The organism is Mesorhizobium sp. Root554, assembly GCF_001427025.1.
GTDB lineage: Bacteria > Pseudomonadota > Alphaproteobacteria > Rhizobiales > Rhizobiaceae > Mesorhizobium.
This window is the reverse complement of record NZ_LMGA01000001.1, coordinates 2,476,202-2,498,502: the sequence shown is the minus strand read 5'-3', so window position 1 is coordinate 2,498,502 and position 22,301 is coordinate 2,476,202. Positions and strand designations below refer to the sequence as shown.

The following is a 22,301-nucleotide window of genomic DNA, read 5'->3' as shown; positions in this document are numbered from 1 at the left end:
TCGAGAGGAGAAGCGAACATACTTCCTTCATCCTGAGTTGCGAGCCGGCAATAGCGTGAGAATGCTTGCTGCAACAATGGTCCGAGGAGTCTGAGGGCGAGCCTCGAAGGACGCACAATGTGGCAAGACCCCTCGCTTTTGCCACAAAATTGCCGCCGCTTTGGACAATGACATTGCCGTGAGGAAACGCGGGCTCAGCTTGCGGTAACAGATTTTCAAGGTTAACGGGCTTAGGGTCCGTCGATGTTCATGAAGCAGCCGCGGCAGACCGTGGCGCCAAGAAGGACGATACCGGGACTCATGTTCGCCAAGCTTGTCCGTACCGGATTTCTGATCGCTGCTGTCGGCATCGCCGGCTGCACCAACTCTTCCGTCAGCGATTTCGCGCCTCAGCACGCCAACAAGCAGTTGCCGGAGAAAATCCTGGCTTCGATGCGGGCCAAGAGCATGAATCGCAATGCTCCGATCATGGCGCGCGTTTTCAAGGAAGAAAACGCGGTCGAGATCTGGAAGCAGAAGACCAACGGCCGCTACGATATCATCGCGACGTACCAGATCTGCAAATGGTCGGGCAAACTGGGGCCGAAATACACCGAAGGCGACCGCCAGGCGCCAGAAGGCTTCTATACGGTGCGGCCTTCGCAGATGAATCCGAAGTCCAGCTACCATCTGGCCTTCAACATCGGCTTCCCCAATGCCTATGACCGCGCCAATGGGCGCACCGGCGCCAATCTGATGGTGCATGGCGCCTGCTCGTCGTCGGGCTGCTATTCGATGACCGACCCGCAGATCGAGGAAATCTATGCTTTCGGCCGCGACGCGTTCCAGGGCGGCCAGACCGAGTTTCAGATCCAGGCTTTCCCGTTCCGGATGACCGCCGCGAACATGGCGCGCTACCGCAACGATCCGAACTATGAGTTCTGGAAGATGCTCAAGGTCGGCTACGATAATTTCGAAATCACCAAGGTGCCGCCGAAGGTCGACGTCTGCGAGAAGCGCTACGTGTTCAACCAGGTCGCTCCCGCGGGTTCGACTTTCAACCCGACCGGAGCCTGTCCGGCCAGCACGCAGCCCGATTCGCTGAAGGTCGCCTACAGCGAATATCAGAGCAAATACGACGCCGCCTTCGCCAGCGCCATGAACGGCGGCACGCCGGCGCCGAAGCCGACCATCGCCGGCATCAAGGAAGCCAGTATCGTTTCCGACTGGACGCGCAAGCGGGCCCGTGGCGAGCGTGTTCCGCTGGATCCGCCTTCGCTGAACTCCGATGGCAGTGTCTCGGTCTCGTCGCGTATGGGCCGTATCGATTCGCCCGCCGGTCGCAAGATGGCGGCGCTGGATGCCGAGAAGGCTGCCAAGGAAAAGGCCGAGCGCGAGAAGGCCGAGGCGGTCGCCGCGGCCAAGGCCGCGAAGGAAGCCGCCAAGGCACAGGCCGTTGCCGATGCCGACGCGCGCAAGAAGGCTGCCGAAGCGCCGGTACAAACCGCCACCATTCCGGCCGAGGCAGCGCCGCCTGCCGAAACGCAGACCGCGCAGAGCGAGCCAGGCACGGCCGCCAAGCTGAAGAAGCGCCTGCTCGGCATGTTCGGCGGCTGAGGGCCGCTTTGCCCGCAAGCAATCCCGCCGTTTACGATTTGAAGGGTCTGAATTGCCCGTTGCCGGTTCTCAAGGCGCGCAAGCGCCTTGCCGCCATGAGGCCGGGCAGCCGGCTATGGCTTGAGACGACCGACCCGCTCGCCGTCCTGGATATCCCCGCGTTTGTCACAGACGACGGCCATAGGCTGGTCGAGACGGCGGCCATGGAAGGCGGACATCGGTTTCTAGTGGAACGGGGAAAGTAGATGCGGCTCGAATCTTCCCAAAGGGGAGGGTGAACGGCTCACCGCCCCGCGATCGCAAGTGGATTGTCCAGCAAGGCGGCCCGGTCGGGCGTATCCACGGCGGGCTGGTTGGTCAATGCCGCGAACAGGCGCTGAACGTAGTCGGGCGGCATATCCAGCGTGATGAGGACAAGCCGTGTGCCGCGCCGGGCGTCCGGCCATTGCGGCAGCCTGGCCGGCGGGTGCAGGGTTTTCTGAACGCCATGGATGACCAGCGGCCGCGACGAATCGTCGGCAAGCTCGATGACGCCCTTCATGCGCAGCAGCCTGTCGCCTTGCGTCGAGCGCAGCAGGTCGAGGAACATGCCGATGGCGGAGAACGGCACCGGCCCGTCATGAACCAGCGAGTGCGTTTGTATCCGCGAATCGTGCGGGTGGTCGTGCGCGTGCGAACCATGGTCGTGCCCGTCGTGAGCATGGTCGTGGTCATGATCATGATCGGCGGCTTCGCCAAGCCAGCGCCGCACATCGGCGCTCTTGGTCGCCGGGTTGTAAAGGCCGCAATCCAGCAGTGAAACGGCATTGGCTTCGTCCGCGCCGATGACATTGGCGCCTGGGTTCAACTGCGACAGCCTGGATTTCAGGGCTTCCAGCGCGTTCGGATCGGGTTCCATATCCGTCTTGGTAAGGACGAGCCGGTCGGCCACGGCAACCTGCTTGACCGCTTCGATATGGGAATCCAGCGTCGCCTCGCCGTTGACGGCGTCGACCAGGGTGATGACGCCGTCAAGCCGGAGGGCCTGCACCAGCGCCGGATGGGCCATGATCGACTGCAGCACCGGCGCCGGGTCCGCCAGGCCGGTGGTTTCGATGACGATGCGGGAGAGCTTGGCGATGCGGCCCGTCTGGAGCCGATCGACGAGGTCGGCCAGCGTATCGACCAGTTCGCCCCGCACCGTGCAGCAAAGGCAGCCGTCGGAAAGCTGGATGATGCCGTCCGACGCCTGCTCGACCAGGAGATGGTCGATGGCGACGTCGCCATATTCGTTGATGATGACGGCGGTATCGGAAAGCGCCGGGTCTTTCAGAAGACGGTTGAGCAGCGTCGTCTTGCCGGCGCCAAGAAAGCCGGTCAGCACCGATACAGGGATCGGAAACGGGGCCACGGGCTAGTACAGTCCGCGCAGCGCCGGTTTGGCGTCGGCCTGTTCGCCACGCGCGGCGGCGGTCACGCCCGGAATAACAGGCTCGGCGCCGGGCGGCGGCGGCAGGTCGGGCCGCCAGATCGGAAGCGGCACGTCGGCGTATTCATTGCCGGCCTGGTCGAGCATTGCCTTGGGCACCGGCCCGGTCGCGCCCCCGATGGCAACAGCCACCAGCGTCGGATGCTGCAGCTTCTGCTGATATGGCGATTTCGGCGCGTCCTTGTCGCCCATTGCGACAGCCTCCGACTGTTCCTCGACCGGCTTCTTTTCACAAATCTCGGACCGCATATCGTTGACCGATGTCGTGTCGCCATAGGTCTGCAGCGTGGCCACCGTGGTGGTGCCCGAGGTTGGAACGGCGAAGCCGACATCCAGCATGCGTGCGGCGGCTTCGGCGCGGCTGACCGCCGATTGCTCGCCGAGGATCACCGCCACCAGCGTGCGACCATTGCGGGTGGCCGAACCGATCTGGTTGAAGCCGGAGGAACAGACAAAGCCTGTCTTCATGCCGTCGGCGCCCGGATAGCGGCCGACCAGAAGATTGTAGTTCGGGATCGTCTTCTTGCCGAAGGCGAGGCCTTCGATCGAGAACCAGGGGTTGTACTGCGGGAAATCCCGGCGCAGCGCCGTGACCAAAAGCGCGAGGTCGCGCGCGGTGGTGTACTGCTCGGGCGAGAACAGCCCGTTGGGATTGACGAAATGCGTGCCGTCCATACCCAGCCGTTTCGCTTCGGCATTCATGCGCGCTGCAAATGCCGGCTGCGAACCGCCGAGGTTCTCGGCGATGGCCATGGCGATGTCGTTCGCCGATTTGACCAGCATGATCTTCAGGGCAGTGTCGAGGCGCAGGACGGTTCCCGGCTTTAGCCCCATCTTGGATGGCGGCTCGGCGGCGGCGTGTTTGGTCATCTTGATGGGCGAATCAACTTTCACCTCGCCGCTTTCGATGGCGCGGAAGGTGACATAGGCGGTCATCAGCTTCGACAGCGACGCCGGATACCAGCGCTTGAAGGCGTCGGTGTGCGAAATGACCTGCCCGCTCTTGAGGTCGAAGAGGATAGACGGATTGGCCAGCGCCGGACCGGCCACGGCCAAAAACACCGCTATGGCGGCAGCCATGGACTTGAAGGAACGCCTGTAGTTCATCATGAAATCCGAAATCGCTCTTGCCGTAGTTACCCTGGGCTCCGTAAGATTTGGCCACGGATCATCGTTGGCGTCCTCCTGGCCGTCATACCGGTGCTATTTAGCCTATGTGACGTCAACATGGCAAAGTGCCGGGTGATCACGATTGAGATGTTGCGGGCCGAACGGCCTGCCGAACAGCGAGTGTAGAGATGCCTGTCCTGAACCGCGCCGCCGAAATGCAGGAAGAAATCGCAGGATGGCGGCGTCATCTGCACCAGTCGCCCGAGCTGGGCTTCGATGTTTTCGAGACGGCTGCCTTCGTTGAGGAGAAGCTGAAGGCGTTCGGCTGCGACGATGTGGTTACGGGCCTCGGCAAGACCGGCGTCGTCGGGCTCATCAGGGGCCGGCGCGGCGATGGGGCGACCGTTGGCCTGCGCGCCGACATGGATGCGCTGCCGATCAACGAGATTACCGGAAAGCCCTATGCCTCGACCGTTCCGGGCAAGATGCACGCCTGCGGCCATGACGGCCATGTCGCGATGCTGCTTGGAGCCGCCAAGTATCTCGCCGAGACCCGCAATTTCTCCGGCGCGGTGGCGGTGATCTTCCAGCCGGCCGAAGAAGGCGGCGGCGGCGGCAATGAAATGGTCAAGGACGGCCTGATGGACCGGTTCGTGATCCAGAAGGTGTTCGGCATGCACAACATGCCCGGCCTGCCGGTCGGCCAGTTCGCGATCCGCCCGGGCGCGGTGATGGCTGCGACGGCCGAGTTCACGATCACGGTCAGGGGGCGGGGCGGCCATGCCGCCATGCCGAACGGCACGATTGACCCGATCGTCGCCGCCAGCCAGTTGGTCGGCGCATTGCAGACGATCGCGTCCCGCACGGTCGATCCCATCGAGTCCGTCGTCGTGTCGGTGACGAAGTTCCATGCCGGCGACGCCTACAACGTCATTCCCGAGACGGCCGAGATCGCCGGCACGGTGCGGACCTTGAAGAAGGAGATCGCCAAGACGGCGCAGCAGCGGATGCGTGACATCTGCGCCGGCATCGCCGCTGCCTTCGGCGCGACGATCGACGTGCAATACAATGACAACTATCCCGTCACCTTCAACCACCCGGAAGAGACGGTCTTCGCCGGCGACATCGCGGCGACGGTCGCGGGCGATGCGCAGGTGCACCGCGAAATCCAGCCGCTGATGGGCGGCGAGGATTTTTCCTACATGCTGGAAGCGCGGCCGGGCGCCTTCATCTTCGTCGGCAACGGTCCGTCGGCCGGGCTGCATCACCCCGCCTACGACTTCAACGACGAGGCGATCCCGCATGGCGTCAGTTACTGGGTCAAGCTGGCCGAGACGGCGCTGGCCGCCTGAGGGCCGACCGGTCTACCAGCGCGTCGGTCAGGGCACACAGTCTGGGGCAGCCGGTCTTGGCGAAGCATCAAGAAGCGGCTATGTGTGCGCCGCGTGGTCCCGTAGCTCAGTAGGATAGAGCGGCAGATTCCTAATCTGTAGGTCGCAGGTTCGATTCCTGCCGGGATCACCAAGATTTTCATTTCCTTTCAATAGTTTGTGCCTTGCTTCTTTTCGAAGGAGCGGAGCTCCTCTGTCGGATCGATGACGCGACAGCGGAAGAACGTAGGGACACCTTACGGTAGCCAAGTTGGAACTAGGGTCTAGCAGGCAACAATCAAACACCACTGGAATGCCTTGAGAGGTGTCGATCTACTATGAAATTTCCAGGAGGTCCTCGGGCAGGATCGCTTCCTTCTGGCGGGGAGGGGCTGCATGGCTATTGCGGATGCCGGCCATGACGATGGGCTGTCGATGAAGCTGTCAGCTTGTTGAAAGCAGGTGGCCGGTGGCGGCCAATTTTCCCTGAAGTCGTGTATAGAGCCGACCGGGACAGTAGAGCTTTGGACCTTCGTGCGGAAGAACGGGGGCGAGTGGAAGCTCTCCGCTATCCAGAAGGCCGACGCCTAACGCGCCTGATCTCCTGCTTCGCCCGGCTATCGCACGCGATCAGGGCATTTCGGTCAAAGGATCGCCCAGCCGCTGGACCTTCACAGGAGTTGCTGGCCACCGGCCTGCGGCATGCCTATGTAGGTGGTATCGCGAACCAGCCCCAGGATGTCATGCGCAGCGCCCGGTTCCAGCACAGTTATGCCTCTGACCTCCCGGAGCGGCTTTATGCGCACACGGACCCCTCTCCGGTGTCAGCGCCCCGCCTCCTTGAGTTGAACGAAAAGCTCGCGGCCGAACTCGGTCTCGACGCGGACTGGCTACGCACTTCCGACGGCATCGAACTGCTGGCAGGCAATCGCTTTCCCGCTGGCGTACGTCCGATCGCGCAGGCTTATGCAGGCCACCAATTCGGCAATTTCGTGCCGCAGCTTGGAGACGGTCGCGCCCTCCTGGTGGGAGAATTGCTCGATACAAACGGCCGCCTGCGCGACCTTCAGTTGAAGGGGTCCGGTCCAACCCGATTTTCACGCAATGGGGACGGACGCGCAGCGCTTGGCCCGATGATGCGCGAGTACATCGTCAGCGAGGCGATGTACTCACTCGGGATTCCCACCACGCGAACGCTGTCGCTGATCGCCACTGGTGATGAGGTCTATCGCGAAACCAAGCTACCGGGCGCGCTCATAGGACGCGTCGCAGCCAGCCATATCCGCATCGGCACGTTTCAGTTCCTTGCCGCGCGGGACGACATCGCCGGCCTCAGGGCATTGGCCGACTATGCAATCGTGCGGCACTACCCGCATCTGGCGGATACACCGAATCCCTATGTCGGTCTCCTCGACGCCGTGGTCGCGGCACAGGCGAAGCTCGTCGCACAGTGGATGTTGGTCGGCTTCATCCATGGCGTCCTCAACACCGATAACGTGGCGATTTCCGGGGAGACGATCGATTATGGTCCATGCGCGTTCATGGATGCCTATCATCCGGCCACCGTTTTCAGTTCCATCGACCGCCAGGGCCGCTACGCCTATGTCAACCAGCCCCGCATCACAGTTTGGAACCTGGCACGGCTGGCCGAAGCGCTGCTGCCGATCCTGAGCCATGGCGCAAGTGGAGGCGACGAGGGCTTCGAGAACGCCAAAGCCGCGATCGGATCCTTCCAGGCGCGCTACGAGGCAGCGTTTCATGAAGGCGTCCGGCACAAGATCGGACTGTTTTCCGAAGAGCCGGGCGACCTTGACCTTGCCGCCGAACTGCTCGAACTGATGGCGCACAACGGTGCCGATTTCACCCTTACATTTCGCGATCTCGCCCATGAGACAGATGGTCCCGGGCCAGTACGCAACCACTTCATCGACCCCACCGCCTTTGACGACTGGGCGACGCGCTGGCGCCAACGGCTGGCACACGGCCCGGAAAAAGCAGCTGACCGCGCCGTACGGATGCGCGCCGTCAACCCAAAATTTATAGCGCGCAATCACCGCGTCGAAGCGGCCATCGCTGGTGCGTCCGAGGGCAATTTTGGTCCGTTCCGGAGCTTGCTCACCGTCTTGGCCCGGCCGTTCGACGAGCAGCCCGAGGTGGAGGAATACGCGCAGCCGCCCGCTCACGAAGAGCGCGTGCTGCAGACATTTTGCGGAACGTAACCCTTGCAACTATTGATGCAGGTCAGAATGGGCGGGTGTGGAACGGCAGCGTGTTGCGAATCACGGCCACAACCGGACGGGGTGAAATCGGTCCGGCAACGTCGTTCCAGTTCTCGACCAACGCCCGGGAGCCCATGGAGGTGAAAGTCGGGCGAGGATAGCTGCCTCGGTGCGGTCGATGGACGCGGTTTTCGTCGCTGTCTGCGCCGATGTAGCGGACAGTCCGTTCCCGGCCCCCAACTCTGCCGGCGTGTATCCCTTTGCTACCAGCCGGGCGGGAGGTCCTGTCAGGATGGAAAGTAGAACGTCCGCGTTGGGGCGGCCATCATACCTACACGTCGAAGTTTGTCGGCAGAACGACCATGTCCCGGATCGTGACGTTTCGCGGGCGGGTCAGCATGAAGATGATGGCGTCGGAGACCTCTGAAGGATCGATCAGGCTGCCATTGGCTTTTGCCTTGGCGAGGTTTTCGGCAGGCCAGTCGGCCAGAAGCGCGGATACGACCGGGCCGGGGGAGACCTGGCTGACCCTGATGCCATGTTTGTTCAGCTGCCGGCGCATGATCTGGACGAAGCTGGTGATCGCCCATTTGGAGCTTGAATAAACCGGCTCCCAATGGATTGGAGCGTGGCCGGCGACCGAACATGTGACCAAAATGTCCCCGGTCCCACGCTCGATCATATGGGGAACAATGTCGCGGACATTCTTCATGACGGCATTCACATTGAGATTGAGCATCCGGTCGATTGTCGCCGTATCGGTGTCGACAAGATCGCCGCCGATGTAGGACCCGGCATTGCAGTGAAAGATGTCGATGTGATCGACCTTCGCCAGAATTTCCGGGACCATGGCAGCACAACTTGCGGCGTCGAGAAGATCGGTGACCTGTGTGACTACAGCGGGTCCGATCTCGGCGGAAAGCTTGTCCAGCGCATCGCTGTTGTAGTCCACCATGACAACCTTCGCACCGGCGTCGACCAGGGCCCGGGTCGTCGCCAGCCCGATGCCGGACGCTGCGCCGGTTACCGCGGCGATCTTTCCTTCAAGTGGTTTGGTCATCGTCTTGTCTCGCCTTTTGATTTCTTCAGACAGCAAGGAAGCCACCGTCAACGGGCAGGACCGCCCCATTGATCATCGGCGCATCCTCGGAAAGGAGCAGTGAAATCGACCGCGCGACATCGTCGACCGCTGCGAAGCGCGCCATCGGGTGGCGCACAATCATCGGGTCACGCTTGGAAGGCTCGGACCATGCCTGGGCGGCAAGCTCGGTCATGGTAACCGTGGGCGCCACGGCATTGACCCGGATCCCGTAGGCACCGAGTTCCTTGGCCATGACGCGTGTCGCACCCTCCAGCCCCGCTTTTGAGGCGGCATAGGCCACGTGATCCACGAAACCGCGATGGCCGGCAATCGATGTCACATTGACGATCGCGCCGCCGCCGCCGATTGTAAGGCGAGCCCGCGCGAACTCCTGGGCACAGATCAGCGCGGCGCGCAAATTGATGCCCAGCACCTGCTCATAGCCCTCTTCCGTCATCTCTAGAACGCTTTCGAGCACGTTGGTTCCCGCGCAATTGATCAGCGCGTCTGCCAACCCTGCCTTCGTCATGGCGGCTCGTGCTGCTGCATTGTCAGCAAGATCGACAGATATTGTGGCTGCGCCGAATTTTGCCGCCAGGTCATCCAGGTCGCCCTGCGAACGGGACAAGGCGACTATTCTTGCTCCACGATGGGTCAGAAGTTCGACGCAAGCGCGGCCGATGCCCTTGCCGGCGCCGGTTATGATGACCGTTTTTCCTGTAAAGTCGGACACAAGTTGATCCTTCCGATGCCGGTTGCTCAGGGTGCAATCCGTTGGCCGGTTTGCCTGTCGAACACGTGAGCCGCGACCGGATCGACCTTGAGCCGAATCTGGTCGCCCGGCTTTATTGCGTGGCGCTCGCGAAAGGCGCACAAGACCCGCTTGCCCGCGAGTTGGGCAGCCACGAGGATTTCGGCCCCGGTTGGCTCGATCAATTCGACGATCGCCGGCACGCCCGTATCGCCCTTCGACAGGCTCCACTGGTCGGGACGAATCCCGTAGATCACCTCCTGGCCGCTCTTGGCCCGCGTTCCTGATGGAAGCGGCAGGGCCAATCCGTCGGCCAGTCGTGCTGTCTTGAGCGAGACATCGATGGTGGCCGGTAGCATGTTCATCGCCGGCGATCCGATGAAGCCGGCGACAAAGGTGTTTGCAGGTTTGTCGTAGAGCTCCAGTGGCGCACCGATCTGCTCCACCTTGCCGTCGCGCAGCACGACGATGCGGTCCGCCATCGTCATGGCTTCGATCTGGTCGTGCGTGACATAGACGGACGTAGCGCCGAGGCGCTGGTGGAGAGCTTTGATCTCGGAACGCATGTCGACGCGCAACGCCGCGTCCAGGTTCGACAGCGGCTCGTCGAAAAAGAACGCCTTGGGACTGCGAACCATCGCCCGCCCCATCGCGACGCGCTGCCGCTGGCCGCCGGAGAGCGCCTTCGGATATCGGTCGAGATAGGCCGTCAGCCGCAGCATCTCGGCAGCCTTGTCGACCTTGGCGTTGCGAGACGTCAGGGTCTCGCCGCGCAACTTGAGCGCGAAGGCCATGTTCTCCCGCACGGTCATGTGCGGATAAAGCGCATAGTTCTGGAATACCATCGCCACGTCACGATCCCTGGCGGCGATATTGTCGACCCGATTGCCGCCCAGTTTGATCGTACCGCTGGTAATCTCCTCGAGGCCGGCGAGCGATCGCAAAAGCGTGGACTTGCCGCAACCGGAAGGACCGACCAGGACGAGAAATTCACCGTCGGCTATTTCGAACGAGATGTTGCGCAGTGCATGATAGGAGCCGTAGTGCTTATCGACCTGGTCGAGTTCGATTGTGGCCATGGTTCAATCCTCAGTCAGCTGTGACGGTGTATCCGCCGTGCAGTCGGCACGGGTTGGACGTTCAACTTCACCACGATGTGTATCCGGCATCCGCAACGACGATGCTGCCGGTCATAAGGCTGGCGGCATCGGAGGCCAGGAACAGGACGACAGAGGCGATTTCTTCGACCTCGCCCATGCGCTTCATCGGCGTCATGTCCAACCAGTCCTTGTCCCATCCGGTCTTGTCGGCGGCGTTCCTCGTCATGTCGGTCGCGATATAGGTGGGCGCAACCGCGTTAACGCGCACGCCGCGCTCGGCCCATTCGGCCGCGAGCGATTTCGTCAGCATGTGGACGGCACCCTTCGAGGCATTGTAGCTCGCTTGCGGCTGCGGCCGGTTGGCGATGATGCCGGACATCGAGCCGATATTGACGATCGAGCCTTTGCCCGCCTTCAGCATCAGGTTGGCGAAGGCGCGATTGCTCCAGAACACGCCGTTGAGGTTGACGTTTGTGACCTTCAGCCAGTCCGCATCCGACATCTCCTCGGCCGGGCTGTGCGAAGAAATGCCGGCATTGGCGACCAGGATATCGACGCGACCCAGCCTGGCTGCGATGCTGGCCGCCACCTGGTCTGTTTCGTCGGGGTCAGTGACGTCGAGACGACGAAATTCGACCTTGCGGCCCATCGCGGCGAGGTTCGAAACCGCCGCTTGGCCGAGCTTCTCATCGAGGTCGGTCAGCACGACATGAGCGCCGGCTTCCGACAGTGCGTCGGCGCAGGCGTAGCCGATGTTGCGGCCGGCGCCGGTGACAACTGCGACCCTTCCGCTCAAATCGAATTTCCGCAGGTACATGCTACCTCTCGAGCTCGATCTGGATTTTCACGGAGGACGGCTTGGGCCGCACGGCGTAGTCGAACGCTGCGACCGAATCCTCGAAGGCGTAGGTGTCGGTAATCAGTGCATCCACGTTGATCTGGTTCGAGCCCAGCAGCGCGACGATGCGCGGGTAGACATGGGCGTAGCGGAACACGTTCTCGAGGCGCAGTTCCTTGGTCTGCGCGACGACGATGTCGAGCGGCACCGGCTTCAATGGCATGCCGACGAAGACGATGGCGCCACCCGGCGATGCGTGATTGACCGTGTCGGCAATGACCTCCGCGGCGCCCGAGCATTCCAGGACGACATCGACGCCCCATCCGTCGGTCTCGCGGGCGATGACCGACTTAAGATCCTGCGACCGGACATTGACGGTCGAGATGGCTGGGCCGAGCTTGCGCGCCACGGCCAGCTTGTCATCGACGACATCGGTCACGATCACCTTGGCGCAACCGGCCGACAGCGCCGCTATCGCGGTCACCATGCCGATCGGTCCAGCCCCGGTAACCAGCGCGATCGCACCCGGCGTCAGCCTTGCCTTGGAGATCGCCTGAAAACCGACGGCCAGCGGCTCGACCATGGCGCCGGCGGCATAGGAGACATTGTCCGGCAGCTTGAAGGTGAAGGCTGCCGGATGAATGACGCTTGGCCGCAGCACGCCATGGATCGGCGGGGTCGCCCAGAAGCGGACAGCGGGATCGAGATTGTAGAGGCCAAGCCGCGATGCCCGGCTTTGTGGGTCGGGAATGCCAGGCTCCATGCAGACCCGGTCGCCGACCTTCAGGTTCTGGACCGCGCTGCCGACCTCTTCGACGACGCCGGCGGCTTCATGCCCCAGGATCATCGGCTCACGCACGACGAACGGTCCAATCGCTCCGTGGGTGTAGTAGTGGACGTCGGATCCACAGACGCCGACCGTCTTGATGGCGATCCGCACGTCAGTTGGCCGCAGTGTCTCCTTCGGGTCGAGGTCGCGAATGGTCAGTTCGCCTTTGCGTTCGAGAACGAGCGATCTCATGTCTTCAGCCCTTGCGGATAATGAACGCGGCCAGCGCGAGACAAAGGATTGTCGCGACCCACAGGGGCAACACGCCTTCGACGAAACGCATCCACAGGAGATGCACCAGGATCAGGATGACGACGGAGATGAAGCCGCGGTCGAATCCGTTGGTCCTGATCGGCAGGAAACCATCGCGTTCGGGCTTTTGCGGTTGAACGCCAGCCATCATCTTATCCTTTCAAGGCGCCGAATGTCAGGCCGGTGACAATGTGCTTCTGGACAAAGCCCAGTACGATCAGAGCCGGGAGCGTTGTCAGGAACGCCATCGCGGCCATTTCACCCCAGTTCGTTCCGGTGACCGAGACATATTCCGCCAGCGCGGTGGTCACCGTGCGGGCCGAGGATGATGACGTCAGGGTGGCCGCGAACAGATATTCGTTCCACGCGAATATCCAGGTCAGGATAAACGTCACGGCCAGGCCCGGCCGCGCCAGCGGCAGGATCAGCTGGAACAGGATCTGGCTCGTCGTCGCACCATCCACGCGTGCTGCCTCGTCAAGCTCGGGCGGAATGCCGTCGAGCATTCCCTTCAGCAGCCAGATGGCAAAGGGCAGATTGAAGACGCAGTAGAGCAGGATCAGGCCGATCTTGGTGTCGAACAGCATGAAGTCGCCGAAGACGAACCATTTGGTGAACAGCAAAAAGAGCGGCAGCAGGAACACCGCGGGCGGAGCCATGCGGTTGGTGATCAGCCAGAAGAAGACATTGTCGCCGCCGGCGATCTTGTAACGCGACAGTCCGAAGGCGGCGAGCAGGCCGAGCGTACAGACCAGCGCGGCGTTCGATGTCGCGACGATCATTGAGTTCCACAGGTAGTGCAGGAAGGTCGAGTTGCCGAGAACCGCGCGGAAATTGTCCCAGTAGAAATCGTCGATGACGAACGACTTCGAATAGAGTTTTACGCGCGGACGCATGGAGACGACCAGCATCCACCAGACCGGAAGCAGCGTCAGAATGCTGAGGCCGATCCATAGCAGCGTTGAACCTAACCCGAGCCGTCTCATTGTGCGCCTCCCTTGCGACCCGTCATGGCGACGAACAGCAGCCAACTCAGCACGATCGTTACGTAAAGCGTCAAAAGCGACATGGCCGCGCCATAGCCGTAGTCGGTCTTGGGAAAGACGTTGATCCAGATATGCAGGCCGATGAAGCGCGTCGCCTCGGCGGGGCCGCCCTTGGTCAGCATCCAGATTTCGTCGACCGAGCGCAGCGCATCCATCAGGCGTATGAAGACCGTGGTCAGCAAGACCGGCTTCAGCATCGGCACGATGACGTACCAGAAGATCTGCAGCTTGTTGCCGCCGTCGATCTGCGCCTGCTCGAGCGGCTCCTTCGGCAGGGCCGTCAAGCCGGCCATCAAAGACAAGGTGACGAACGGGGTCCAGTGCCAGATGTCCATCAGGATTGCCGTGCCGAATGCGTGATAGGCGTTGGTCGAGATGTTGTAGTCGATCCCGAACCAAAGCTTCATGTAGTGGGGAAGGATGCCGAGGCCTGGGACGCAAAGCAGCCGCCAGGTGGCGCCGACGGCGATCGGCGCGACAACGATCGGCAGCGTGTGGATGGTGCGGAAGAACTGCCGGCCGGGCAGCCGGTCAGCCATCAGTGCACGGGCGAGCACGTAGCCCAATAACAGCTCACTGACGACGACGATGAATGCGAAGACCAGCGTGCGCGTCAGGGAGTTCAGGAACGTCGGGTCGAAAACCAGGCTGCGATAGTTCTGCAGCCCGGCCCAGCGCAAACCTGGATCGACGGCGTTGGTATTCCAGTCGAAGAAACCGACATAGAGAATGTAGAGGAAGGGAACGAACCCGACCACGAACAGGATCAGCGAGGCTGGTGCGAGAAACAGCCATCCAACATTGGATTGTCTCATGGGGCGCTCCGTCAGGTCGTTCTTGCAGGTCGTTCTGAGGCGTCGTCGCGGACCAGTGAAATTCGCGGGCTGCGGGCCGCGATCGGTGAGAGGGGCGGCCGCCTCGCTGGAGGCGACCGCCAACCGCCGGGAGGTGCGGTCTTTACTTGCGGTAGCCGAGCTTTTGAAGTTCGGCTTCGGCAGCGGCGGCGGCCTGGTCGAGTGCCTCGTCCGGCTTGATCTCGCCGACGATCGCCTTGTAGATGAAGGGTGCTGCGACCTGCAGGACCTGAGCGTGGAACGGGTAGGGCGGTGCACCGGCAAAGAGCTTGCCGTCTTCACGCATCAGCGAATAGTAGCCGTTCATCGCCTTGTCCTGCTCGACGATCTTGGGATCGTCGTAGGTCGAGTTCATGACGATGCGCGAACCGGCCAGCGCCCAGTCGGTCTGCACCGAAGGCTGCCCGATATACTGCAGGAACAGCAGTGCCGCGTCCTTGTTCTTGGACGAGTGCGGGATGCCGAACGCGCCGCCATCGTAGTAGCCGATATAGCCCTTGCCGGCTTCGGCTGCCTCCATCACGCCCGGCTCGACCGGAGGCAGCGCCACGCCGACCTTGCCGACGACGGTCGACTTGTTGGCGTCGGTTGCGATCCAGGCCGCGTTCTCGCCGTAGACCAGGCCTTGGGCTGCACGGCCGGCGGCAAACGAACCGGCCACTTCGTCCCATGTCGATGAGGTCGATTCCGGCGGCGCGTATTGCAGCAGGCCGACCCAGTAGTTCAATGCCTTCTTGGCTGCATCGGAGTTCATCTGGCCGCCATTGGCAACCGAGGCGGCGAAGGTCGTGCCGTCAATGCCCCAATTGTAGACGCCGAAGGTCGGAGCGATCGATTCAAAGAACTCGTAGAAGGAGGCCGGATGGCTCGACGCCGCCTGGACGGTCGAACCCCACAGTTCCTTGTCCTTGCCGTATTCGGTGAAGAACTTGGCGATCTGGGTGTATTCCTCATGGGTCGTCGCCGGCTTCAAATCCGCGCCGGTGGCATCCTTGTACGCCTTCTGGATCGCCGGATCGTCAAACAGATCCTTGCGGTAGAGGTATGGCTTGATGAATGCTTCCATCGGGACGCCCATGACGTCGCCCGATTTCGGATCCTTGAAGTAGTTCAAGAAGGTGGTGAAATTGTCCGGCTTGAAGTCCGGCGAAGCGATCTTCGGATTGTCGGCCAGCGACTTCGTGATATCGACAAGGAAGTTGCGGGCGAGATAGGTGTAGACGATATCCTGTTCGATATAGACGAAGTCATAGATGCCGGTGTTGGCTTCCATGTCCTTGATCGCCTTGTCGTACATCTGGTCCCAGGACGTCGCCTCGAACTCGACCTTGATGCCGGTCTCCGCCGTGAACTTCGGGCCGAGGACCTGCTCGACATATTTCGACGCGGGCGTCGATTCCGAAATGCCGCGGATGGTTGCGCCCTGAAGCGGCTGCGCGGCCGTCTTCCACCAGGAATCCTGGGCAAGCGCGGTCGAGTTCAATAGGCCAAGCGCGATGAAGCCGGCGCCCGCGGCTTTGACGAAACTGTTCACTGTTCTCCTCCATCTGATCGCAAGAATTGGTCCGGCCAGGCGGCTCTTAATTCTCCTCCGAGACGCCGAGCGGTCCCTAAGATTTGTGGAAACAAAGCGTAGACACAAGCGCGGGCGTTGCATCATACTGATACTATTATGCGTGAGAGGCCGCGTTTGCGCATGAATTTTGTGTGCATTGCACAATAAATTGTCGATCGTTGGCGCGGCATCATGCCGTTAACCAATACGGGAGAGCGCCCGCCTTGTCCGTGATTTCGCCGACCGCTGCGCGATTTGAATATGTTCTGACCGGCGCCGACGAGACGTTTCTATGGCGCCGGGACGACTATCCGTGGGAGCGCAACGTCTGGAATTTCCACCCGGAGGTAGAAATCCACTATATCGCCAATGCCAGTGGTATCTTGCTTGCCGGTGATCATGTCGGCGCGTTCGGCCCGGGCCATATTTCGATCATCGGCAGCAATCTGCCACACGACTGGGTCACGCCTCTCGGACCGGATGAGCGCATCCCCGGACGCGACATCGTCATCCAGTTTTTGCCAGCCAAGCTTGAGCAGGCATCGGTCTTCCTGCCGGAACTGGCTGGGTTTCGCGAGTTCCTGACCCATGCTCAGCGAGGACTGGCCTTGAAAGGCCAAGCGCGCGCTGAGGCGGAAGCGCTGATACTCGACATGGAGTTTCAGACGGGCCCGTTGCGGCTTTCTACCTTCCTGTCGCTGCTGTCGTTGATGCGAGGGACCGAGGACTATGATGTCCTGTCGTCGGAAGCCTATATACCGGACCTGAGGTATGGTTCGCTGGAAGCCTTGCAAAAGGTCTTCGCGCAGATCTTCGCCAATCTTTCGGAAGATATCCGGTTGCCTGACATGGCGAAAATGGCAGGCATGAGCGACAGCGCGTTCTCGCGCTTCTTCAAAAAGAACAGCGGTCACAGCTTCACCGACCACGTCAACAAGCTGCGCATCTGGAAGGCCAGCCAGCTGCTGGCCGAAACGGATCTGCCGATAACGGACATCTGCTTTGAGGCGGGCTATCGCAATCTGTCGAATTTCAACCGGGTGTTCTTGCGCCATCACAACATGACGCCATCAAGATACCGGAAACTGTCTACAAACCGCAGAGCCGATCCATTGCCTCAGACCGCAACCGATCAGGCAAGTGGCGGCGAGTAACCGCTGTCAGGGGCTTGCTTGTACACAATTGATCCGGCTCTGAACGGATAAACCACTAGGGCCGGTCGGTGAAGATCGACGAAGCAGGCTCGATGAACAGGCTGCTGCGCTGGTATCTCGCCAGGGGGAACAACGCGACGGCGCCTATATATGCGATCTGCGGTCCGCCTCATCTTTCAATTGCAGGGCCCGCCTCGGCATTTTCAGGCATTTACCGCGTTATAAAGGGTGGCGTAGCTTTCGCGCAGGACATTTTTCTGCACCTTGCCCATCGTGTTTCTCGGCAGTTCATCGACCAAGATCACACGCTTGGGTTGCTTGTAGCGGGCAAGCCGATCCTTCAGCCCTTCGAGAACGGTCCTCTCGTCCAGCGTTGCGCCGGGTTTACATACAACGAGCGCGGTGACGCCTTCGCCGAAGTCGGGATGAGGCACGCCGATGACGGCGCTTTCGACAACTCCCGGCATCTGGTCGATCTCGTTCTCCACTTCCTTCGGATAAATGTTGTAACCGCCGGAAATGACGAGGTCCTTGCCGCGGCCGACAATGTGGACGTAGCCGCGCTCATCGATCTTGCCGAGATCACCTGTGATGAAGAAGCCGTCTTCGCGGAATTCGCTCCTGGTCTTTTCGGGCATGCGCCAATAGCCCTTGAACACGTTCGGTCCGCGCACCTCGATCATGCCGGTCTCGCCGTCGGGGAGTTGATCGCCGCTGTCCGGGTCGACCACCCGCAGCAAGACGCCGGGCAAAGGGAAGCCGACAGTGCCGGCAACGCGGTCGCCGGCATAAGGATTGGACGTGTTCATGTTGGTTTCGGTCATGCCGTAGCGCTCGAGGATGGCGTGTCCGGTCTTTTCCGCGAAGGCTCGGTGCGTTTCGGCAAGCAGAGGCGCGGAACCCGAGATGAAGAGACGCATGCCAGAGGCGGTCTCCCGGGTGAGCCCGGGATTCTGAAGAAGACGCACGTAGAAGGTCGGCACGCCCATCATCGCCGTCGCCGACTTCATCAGGCGCAGGGCTTCATCCGCATCGAACCTGGGGAGAAAATACATCGACGCTCCGGAGAGCAGGACGACGTTCGAAGCCACGAACAGTCCATGCGTATGGAATATCGGAAGCGCGTGGATAAGACGATCCGCGCCGGTGAAGCGCCAATGATCCCGCAGCGTCACGGCGTTGGACAGCAGGTTATCATGGGTCAGCATCGCACCCTTGGAGCGTCCCGTGGTCCCCGATGTATAAAGGATGGCCGCCAGATCGTCAGGACCGCGATCGGCATCGACAAAGTCGGCATTCTCATTCCGGGCCAGTTCGCGCAGAGAGCCGTCTCCGGCCTCGCTTAGGGTCTCGACATGGGCGCCGTGACGGCCGGCGACGGACAGGATGCCAGCCCGCGCCTCCGGCGCGACGACCACCAGCCGCGGCTCGGCATCGCCGATGAAATAGTCGAGCTCGGCAAGCGTGTAGGCAGTGTTCAGCGGCAGGTAGATCGCTCCGGCGCGAATGCAGGCGAGATAGAGCATCAGTGCCTCGGGGCTCTTCTCGACCTGGACGGCAACGCGGTCTCCCGGTCGCACACCCAGCGTTTTGAGCGCCGCCGCAAACTGGCCGGAGACAGCCAGCATGTCTGCATAGGTCCATGTCCTGCCCGCGGGCGTTTCAATGAAAGATGCATCGGCGACCGCCGCCGCGCGGATCGCGTCGAAAAGATGATTGCTCATGCTGTAAACTCCGTAGCACCTTTCGTCTTTGCCGGCGCGTCGTCTTGCGGATCGGCCGAGGCCTTCGCAGGAAGGGATAGGCTGCGCGAGGGTTTCGCCGGCGGAACCATGCGCCGGATCGCCGCGGTGGTAACCACCTCGCCCTTATCGGCGAAGGCCTCGTGATTGACCTCGATGTCATCGAGTTTGTAGAGGTAGTTCACCATGAGGCCATGAGCCTGCTTCATGGCCCGTGTCGAGCGGTCGCCCAGAAAATTGATGCGCTCCAGGCGGGCCCCGTTGCCGAGATGGAACCGGGCGACAGGGTCCGGCAGACGACCGTCGGTCAGCCTCGACCTCAGAAAATACCGGGCGGCGGCGGCTGTGATCACCGGCTGTATCGCCGCCACGGCTTCGTGGTTGTCCGCCCACCCAGGCTCGTTCAGCCTTGCCAGAGCGGCATTGTCGGCCTGCGACAGTGCATCGGATGCCTCCGTCCGCCGCTCGCGTTCAAGCCATTCGGCAAAGCCGGACACCGGCGAGAGCGTCACGAAGGTATCGAGCCCGGGCAATTCCCGTCGCAGGTCCTCGACGACTTGCTTGATGAGAAAGTTGCCGAAGGAGATGCCGCGAAGACCTTCCCGGCAGTTGGAGATAGAATAGAAAACCGCCGTCGTCGCCTCGGTGGCGCGGATCGGCGCGCGATCCTCGCTCAGCAGGTCGCCGATGCCCGCGGGTATGTCGCGGGTCAGCGCCACCTCGACGAAGATCAGCGGCTCGTCGATGAGTTGCGGGTGAAAAAAGGCGAAGCAGCGGCGGTCCTCCGGGGCGAGGCGTCTGCGCAACTCGTCCCAGCCGCCAATGTGGTGCACCGCTTCGTAGCGAATGATCTTTTCAAGGATATCGGCTGGCGTCGACCAGCTGATCGGCCGCAGCACCAGGAAACCGCGGTTGAACCACGAGCCGAAGAGATGGGCGAAATCCGCATCGACCGCGGCGAGGTCCGGGTCCTTCGCCTTCAGCCCCAGCAGGACCTCGCGCATTCTGACCAGCGTGGCGATGCCGTTCGGCGCGAGGTTCAGCCGTCGGATCAGCTCCTGGCGACGAGGCTCGGCGGCGTGATGCAGTTCGAGCAGCGCCTTCGGGCTCCGGCTTGCGCGGTAAGCATCGATCGCAGCTTCCAGACGCTCGCTCCTCGGCCCGAACCGCGCGACCAGCATGCGCATGAAGTCACGCTGCTTGTCCGTGTCGAAAGCCTGCCACCGGTCGAGAATGTCCTTGGCCAGCGCCATGCCAGACGCCTCGCCACGGCTGGTCAGCAGCGCCTCGCATTGGACCTCGATAGAGCCGAGCGGATTGCCGCGAGTCTCGCGCGCAGGGCCGAACGACAGAAATCGCCTGCCCCGATCGGCAATCGTCAGCAGCATGTCGCCGAAGAAGGAGGTCGTATTCATTGGACGTCCCCCAGCATTTGGTTGGGCAGCCAGGTGGCGATGTCGGGGAAGATGCATAGAATGAGGATTGCCAGGAACATGACCAGCACATAGGGCAGCGCCCCCCACAGAATGTCCTTCGTCGGTATTGTCGGGGCGATGGCGTTGATGACAAAGAGATTGAGGCCGATGGGCGGCGTGATCAGTCCGACTTCCATGTTGATCGTCAGGATGATCGCGAACCAGTATGGGTCGAAGCCGGCTTGTGTGACGATTGGAAACAGCATCGGCGCCGTCATCACAATGACGGCGACCGGCGGCAGGAACATGCCGCAGATCAACAGGAACACGTTGATGACCAGCATCAGGACCCACGGGTTCACATCCATGCCACCAATCGCGCCGGCAACCGTCTGAGTGATGAACAGCGATGACAGTGCGAAGGCGAAGAGTTCGGCGGCGGCCATGATCATCATGATCATGACGCTCTCGCGCATGGCTGAGCCAAAGATTTTGGCGATCGGTCGCGCCCGGAACAGACGGTAGGCGATAACCACCACGGCCAGCGTGAGGAACGCGCCCGCACCGGCCGCCTCCGAAGGGGTGGCGATGCCGCCGTAAAGGACATAGAGCGTGCCGGCGATGATGAGCAGGAACGGCAGCACGCGTGGCAAAGCGGAGAGCTTCTCCCGCAGCGTGTAACGGACCGCACGGGCGTCTAGCTCAAAGCCCTTGCGCCTGCAGTCGATCACCGCCCAGATCATGAACATGATCGTCAGCATGATACCGGGAACAACGCCGGCCATGAACAGGCGTCCGATCGAGGTTTCCGTCGCAATGCCGTAGACGATCAGCGTGACGGACGGCGGGATGAGAATGCCGAGGGTGCCGCCCGCGGCGATCGAGCCGGTGGCGACAGTCGTTGGATATCCACGTTTCAGCATCTCCGGGATGCCCATCTTGCCGATCGCAGCGCATGTCGCCGGGGATGATCCGGTCATGCCGGAAAAGATGGCGCAGGCGCCGATATTGGACAGAACAAGCCCGCCAGGAACACGGTTCAGCCAGCGGTCGAGCGCGGTGTAGAGGTCCGATCCCGCAGGCGAGGACGCGACCGCTGCACCCATCAGCACGAACATCGGGATCGACACGTAGGCCAGATTAGCGATGCCCGAGAACACGGTGTCGCCGAGTATGTAGAAGATCGCCGCCCCACTCTGCAGGTAGAGTGCGCCGAAAGCCGCGAGGCCCAGCGCAAAGGCAATCGGCATGCCTGTTCCAAGAAGCACGAAAAGACTGGCGATGATCATCAGTCCGGCGAGTGTCGGGCTCATCGCTTGGCCTCCTTGAGAAGGGTTCTCGGATCGGGACCGTCGATCACGGGGATTTCGGCAACCGGTGCATGACTTTCATCCGGCACGACGCCGGTCGTCACGAGAACCAGGATCTGAGCGACATATTGGAGGCAGAGCGCGGCAAAGCCGATCGGCAGGGCTGCCAGCGGCACCCAGAGCGGCGGAGCCCAGACGCTGGAATGCTTCCAGTTGCCAGCCCATGCATCATGGAACTGCACCCAGGTCGCCGCGAGCATGATCACGCAGAACGCGAGGCCCAGCACGCTGCCGAGGAGCTTGAGGCGCAGCCGGGCTCGGTCTCCGACCAGCATTTCGACCACGTCCACGCCGACATGGCCGCCCTTCAACAGCACGTAAGGCGCCCCGAGAAACATCGCGGCGGTCGCGGAGAAGATGACGAAATCCGTCTGCCAGATCGTCGGAAGACGGAATATATAGCGCATCAGGATCATCTGGCACACCACGAGCATCGCGGCGACGATCAGGAGCGTTGAGAGGACCGCGAGCGCGCGCGACAGCGCGCCGACCGCCTTGATATATATGTTCATCATCCAGACGTCCTCGCAGATGAGACCGGGTGACGGCGG

The 22,301-nt window shown here is 61.9% G+C and carries 20 protein-coding genes and 1 tRNA gene; 6 read left to right on the top strand and 15 right to left on the bottom strand.

The genetic code is table 11. From position 1 onward, the window contains the following. Positions 1–300 precede the first annotated feature (300 nt). Positions 301–1,596 (top strand): murein L,D-transpeptidase family protein, encoded by a 1,296-nt coding sequence (locus ASD44_RS12180; RefSeq protein WP_056116039.1) that lies wholly within the window; start codon positions 301–303, stop codon positions 1,594–1,596. Between the two features lie 8 nt (positions 1,597–1,604). Next, positions 1,605–1,841 (top strand): sulfurtransferase TusA family protein, encoded by a 237-nt coding sequence (locus ASD44_RS12175; RefSeq protein WP_056112207.1) that lies wholly within the window; start codon positions 1,605–1,607, stop codon positions 1,839–1,841. 38 nt (positions 1,842–1,879) lie between these two features. Here ASD44_RS12175 and ASD44_RS12170 read toward each other — a convergent pair whose 3' ends face one another. Continuing rightward, positions 1,880–2,986, bottom strand: coding sequence for a GTP-binding protein (locus tag ASD44_RS12170; protein ID WP_056112204.1), 1,107 nt, complete (start codon positions 2,984–2,986; stop codon positions 1,880–1,882). Between the two features lie 3 nt (positions 2,987–2,989). Then, positions 2,990–4,171 (bottom strand): D-alanyl-D-alanine carboxypeptidase family protein, encoded by a 1,182-nt coding sequence (locus tag ASD44_RS12165; RefSeq protein ID WP_056116036.1) that lies wholly within the window; start codon positions 4,169–4,171, stop codon positions 2,990–2,992. A 191-nt stretch (positions 4,172–4,362) separates the two neighbouring features. Between ASD44_RS12165 and ASD44_RS12160 the strand changes: the two genes are divergently transcribed. The 3 genes from ASD44_RS12160 (at position 4,363) to ASD44_RS12150 (ending at position 7,763) form a co-directional block, all read left to right on the top strand. Further along, on the top strand, positions 4,363–5,526 hold the full coding sequence (locus tag ASD44_RS12160; RefSeq protein ID WP_056112202.1) for a M20 aminoacylase family protein: 1,164 nt from the start codon (positions 4,363–4,365) through the stop codon (positions 5,524–5,526). Positions 5,527–5,621: 95 nt separating this feature from the next. Beyond that, positions 5,622–5,698 (top strand) — tRNA-Arg (locus ASD44_RS12155). Positions 5,699–6,287: 589 nt separating this feature from the next. Further along, the gene (locus ASD44_RS12150; protein WP_056116033.1) at positions 6,288–7,763 is read left to right on the top strand and encodes a protein adenylyltransferase SelO; all 1,476 of its coding nucleotides are present in this window, start codon (positions 6,288–6,290) and stop codon (positions 7,761–7,763) included. A gap of 331 nt (positions 7,764–8,094) precedes the next feature. On the opposite strand, the gene ASD44_RS12145 is transcribed toward ASD44_RS12150, so the two are convergent. The 9 genes from ASD44_RS12145 to ASD44_RS12105 form a co-directional block, all read right to left on the bottom strand. After that, positions 8,095–8,823: an SDR family oxidoreductase gene (locus ASD44_RS12145; RefSeq protein ID WP_056116030.1), complete on the bottom strand. Its 729-nt coding sequence runs from the start codon at positions 8,821–8,823 to the stop codon at positions 8,095–8,097. 25 nt (positions 8,824–8,848) lie between these two features. Continuing rightward, positions 8,849–9,577, bottom strand: a complete 729-nt coding sequence (locus tag ASD44_RS12140; protein WP_056112199.1) for an SDR family oxidoreductase — start codon at positions 9,575–9,577, stop codon at positions 8,849–8,851. A gap of 26 nt (positions 9,578–9,603) precedes the next feature. After that, on the bottom strand, positions 9,604–10,674 hold the full coding sequence (gene ugpC / locus ASD44_RS12135; protein ID WP_056112196.1) for a sn-glycerol-3-phosphate ABC transporter ATP-binding protein UgpC: 1,071 nt from the start codon (positions 10,672–10,674) through the stop codon (positions 9,604–9,606). Between the two features lie 67 nt (positions 10,675–10,741). Continuing rightward, complete coding sequence (locus tag ASD44_RS12130; protein WP_056112192.1) at positions 10,742–11,512, bottom strand: SDR family oxidoreductase; 771 nt, start codon at positions 11,510–11,512, stop codon at positions 10,742–10,744. Position 11,513: 1 nt separating this feature from the next. Further along, the gene (locus ASD44_RS12125; protein ID WP_056112189.1) at positions 11,514–12,554 is read right to left on the bottom strand and encodes an NAD(P)-dependent alcohol dehydrogenase; all 1,041 of its coding nucleotides are present in this window, start codon (positions 12,552–12,554) and stop codon (positions 11,514–11,516) included. Between the two features lie 4 nt (positions 12,555–12,558). Further along, positions 12,559–12,765, bottom strand: a complete 207-nt coding sequence (locus ASD44_RS12120) for a DUF2160 family membrane protein (protein ID WP_056112186.1) — start codon at positions 12,763–12,765, stop codon at positions 12,559–12,561. 1 nt (position 12,766) lies between these two features. After that, positions 12,767–13,600, bottom strand: coding sequence for a carbohydrate ABC transporter permease (locus ASD44_RS12115; RefSeq protein ID WP_056112183.1), 834 nt, complete (start codon positions 13,598–13,600; stop codon positions 12,767–12,769). After that, complete coding sequence (locus tag ASD44_RS12110) at positions 13,597–14,475, bottom strand: sugar ABC transporter permease (protein ID WP_056112180.1); 879 nt, start codon at positions 14,473–14,475, stop codon at positions 13,597–13,599. The genes ASD44_RS12115 and ASD44_RS12110 overlap by 4 nt, the downstream gene beginning before the upstream one ends. Before the next feature lie 142 nt (positions 14,476–14,617). Further along, entirely contained in the window at positions 14,618–15,997 is a 1,380-nt protein-coding gene (locus tag ASD44_RS12105) for an extracellular solute-binding protein (protein WP_244478834.1), read from the bottom strand. Positions 15,998–16,293: 296 nt separating this feature from the next. Between ASD44_RS12105 and ASD44_RS12100 the strand changes: the two genes are divergently transcribed. Continuing rightward, entirely contained in the window at positions 16,294–17,223 is a 930-nt protein-coding gene (locus ASD44_RS12100) for an AraC family transcriptional regulator (RefSeq protein ID WP_056112175.1), read from the top strand. 203 nt (positions 17,224–17,426) lie between these two features. Here ASD44_RS12100 and ASD44_RS12095 read toward each other — a convergent pair whose 3' ends face one another. From ASD44_RS12095 to ASD44_RS12080, 4 genes are read right to left on the bottom strand one after another with little or no spacing between them, the layout of a single operon-like run. Then, positions 17,427–18,947 (bottom strand): malonyl-CoA synthase, encoded by a 1,521-nt coding sequence (locus ASD44_RS12095; protein WP_056112172.1) that lies wholly within the window; start codon positions 18,945–18,947, stop codon positions 17,427–17,429. Then, positions 18,944–20,380 carry a malonyl-CoA decarboxylase gene (locus ASD44_RS12090; protein ID WP_056112168.1) on the bottom strand — a complete coding sequence of 479 codons (1,437 nt, stop codon included), beginning with the start codon at positions 20,378–20,380 and terminating at the stop codon, positions 18,944–18,946. Before ASD44_RS12090 ends, ASD44_RS12095 begins: the two co-directional genes overlap by 4 nt. Next, positions 20,377–21,693 (bottom strand): TRAP transporter large permease, encoded by a 1,317-nt coding sequence (locus ASD44_RS12085; RefSeq protein WP_056112165.1) that lies wholly within the window; start codon positions 21,691–21,693, stop codon positions 20,377–20,379. Before ASD44_RS12085 ends, ASD44_RS12090 begins: the two co-directional genes overlap by 4 nt. Next, complete coding sequence (locus ASD44_RS12080) at positions 21,690–22,265, bottom strand: TRAP transporter small permease (protein ID WP_056112163.1); 576 nt, start codon at positions 22,263–22,265, stop codon at positions 21,690–21,692. The genes ASD44_RS12085 and ASD44_RS12080 overlap by 4 nt, the downstream gene beginning before the upstream one ends. Between the last annotated feature and the right edge of the window lie 36 nt (positions 22,266–22,301).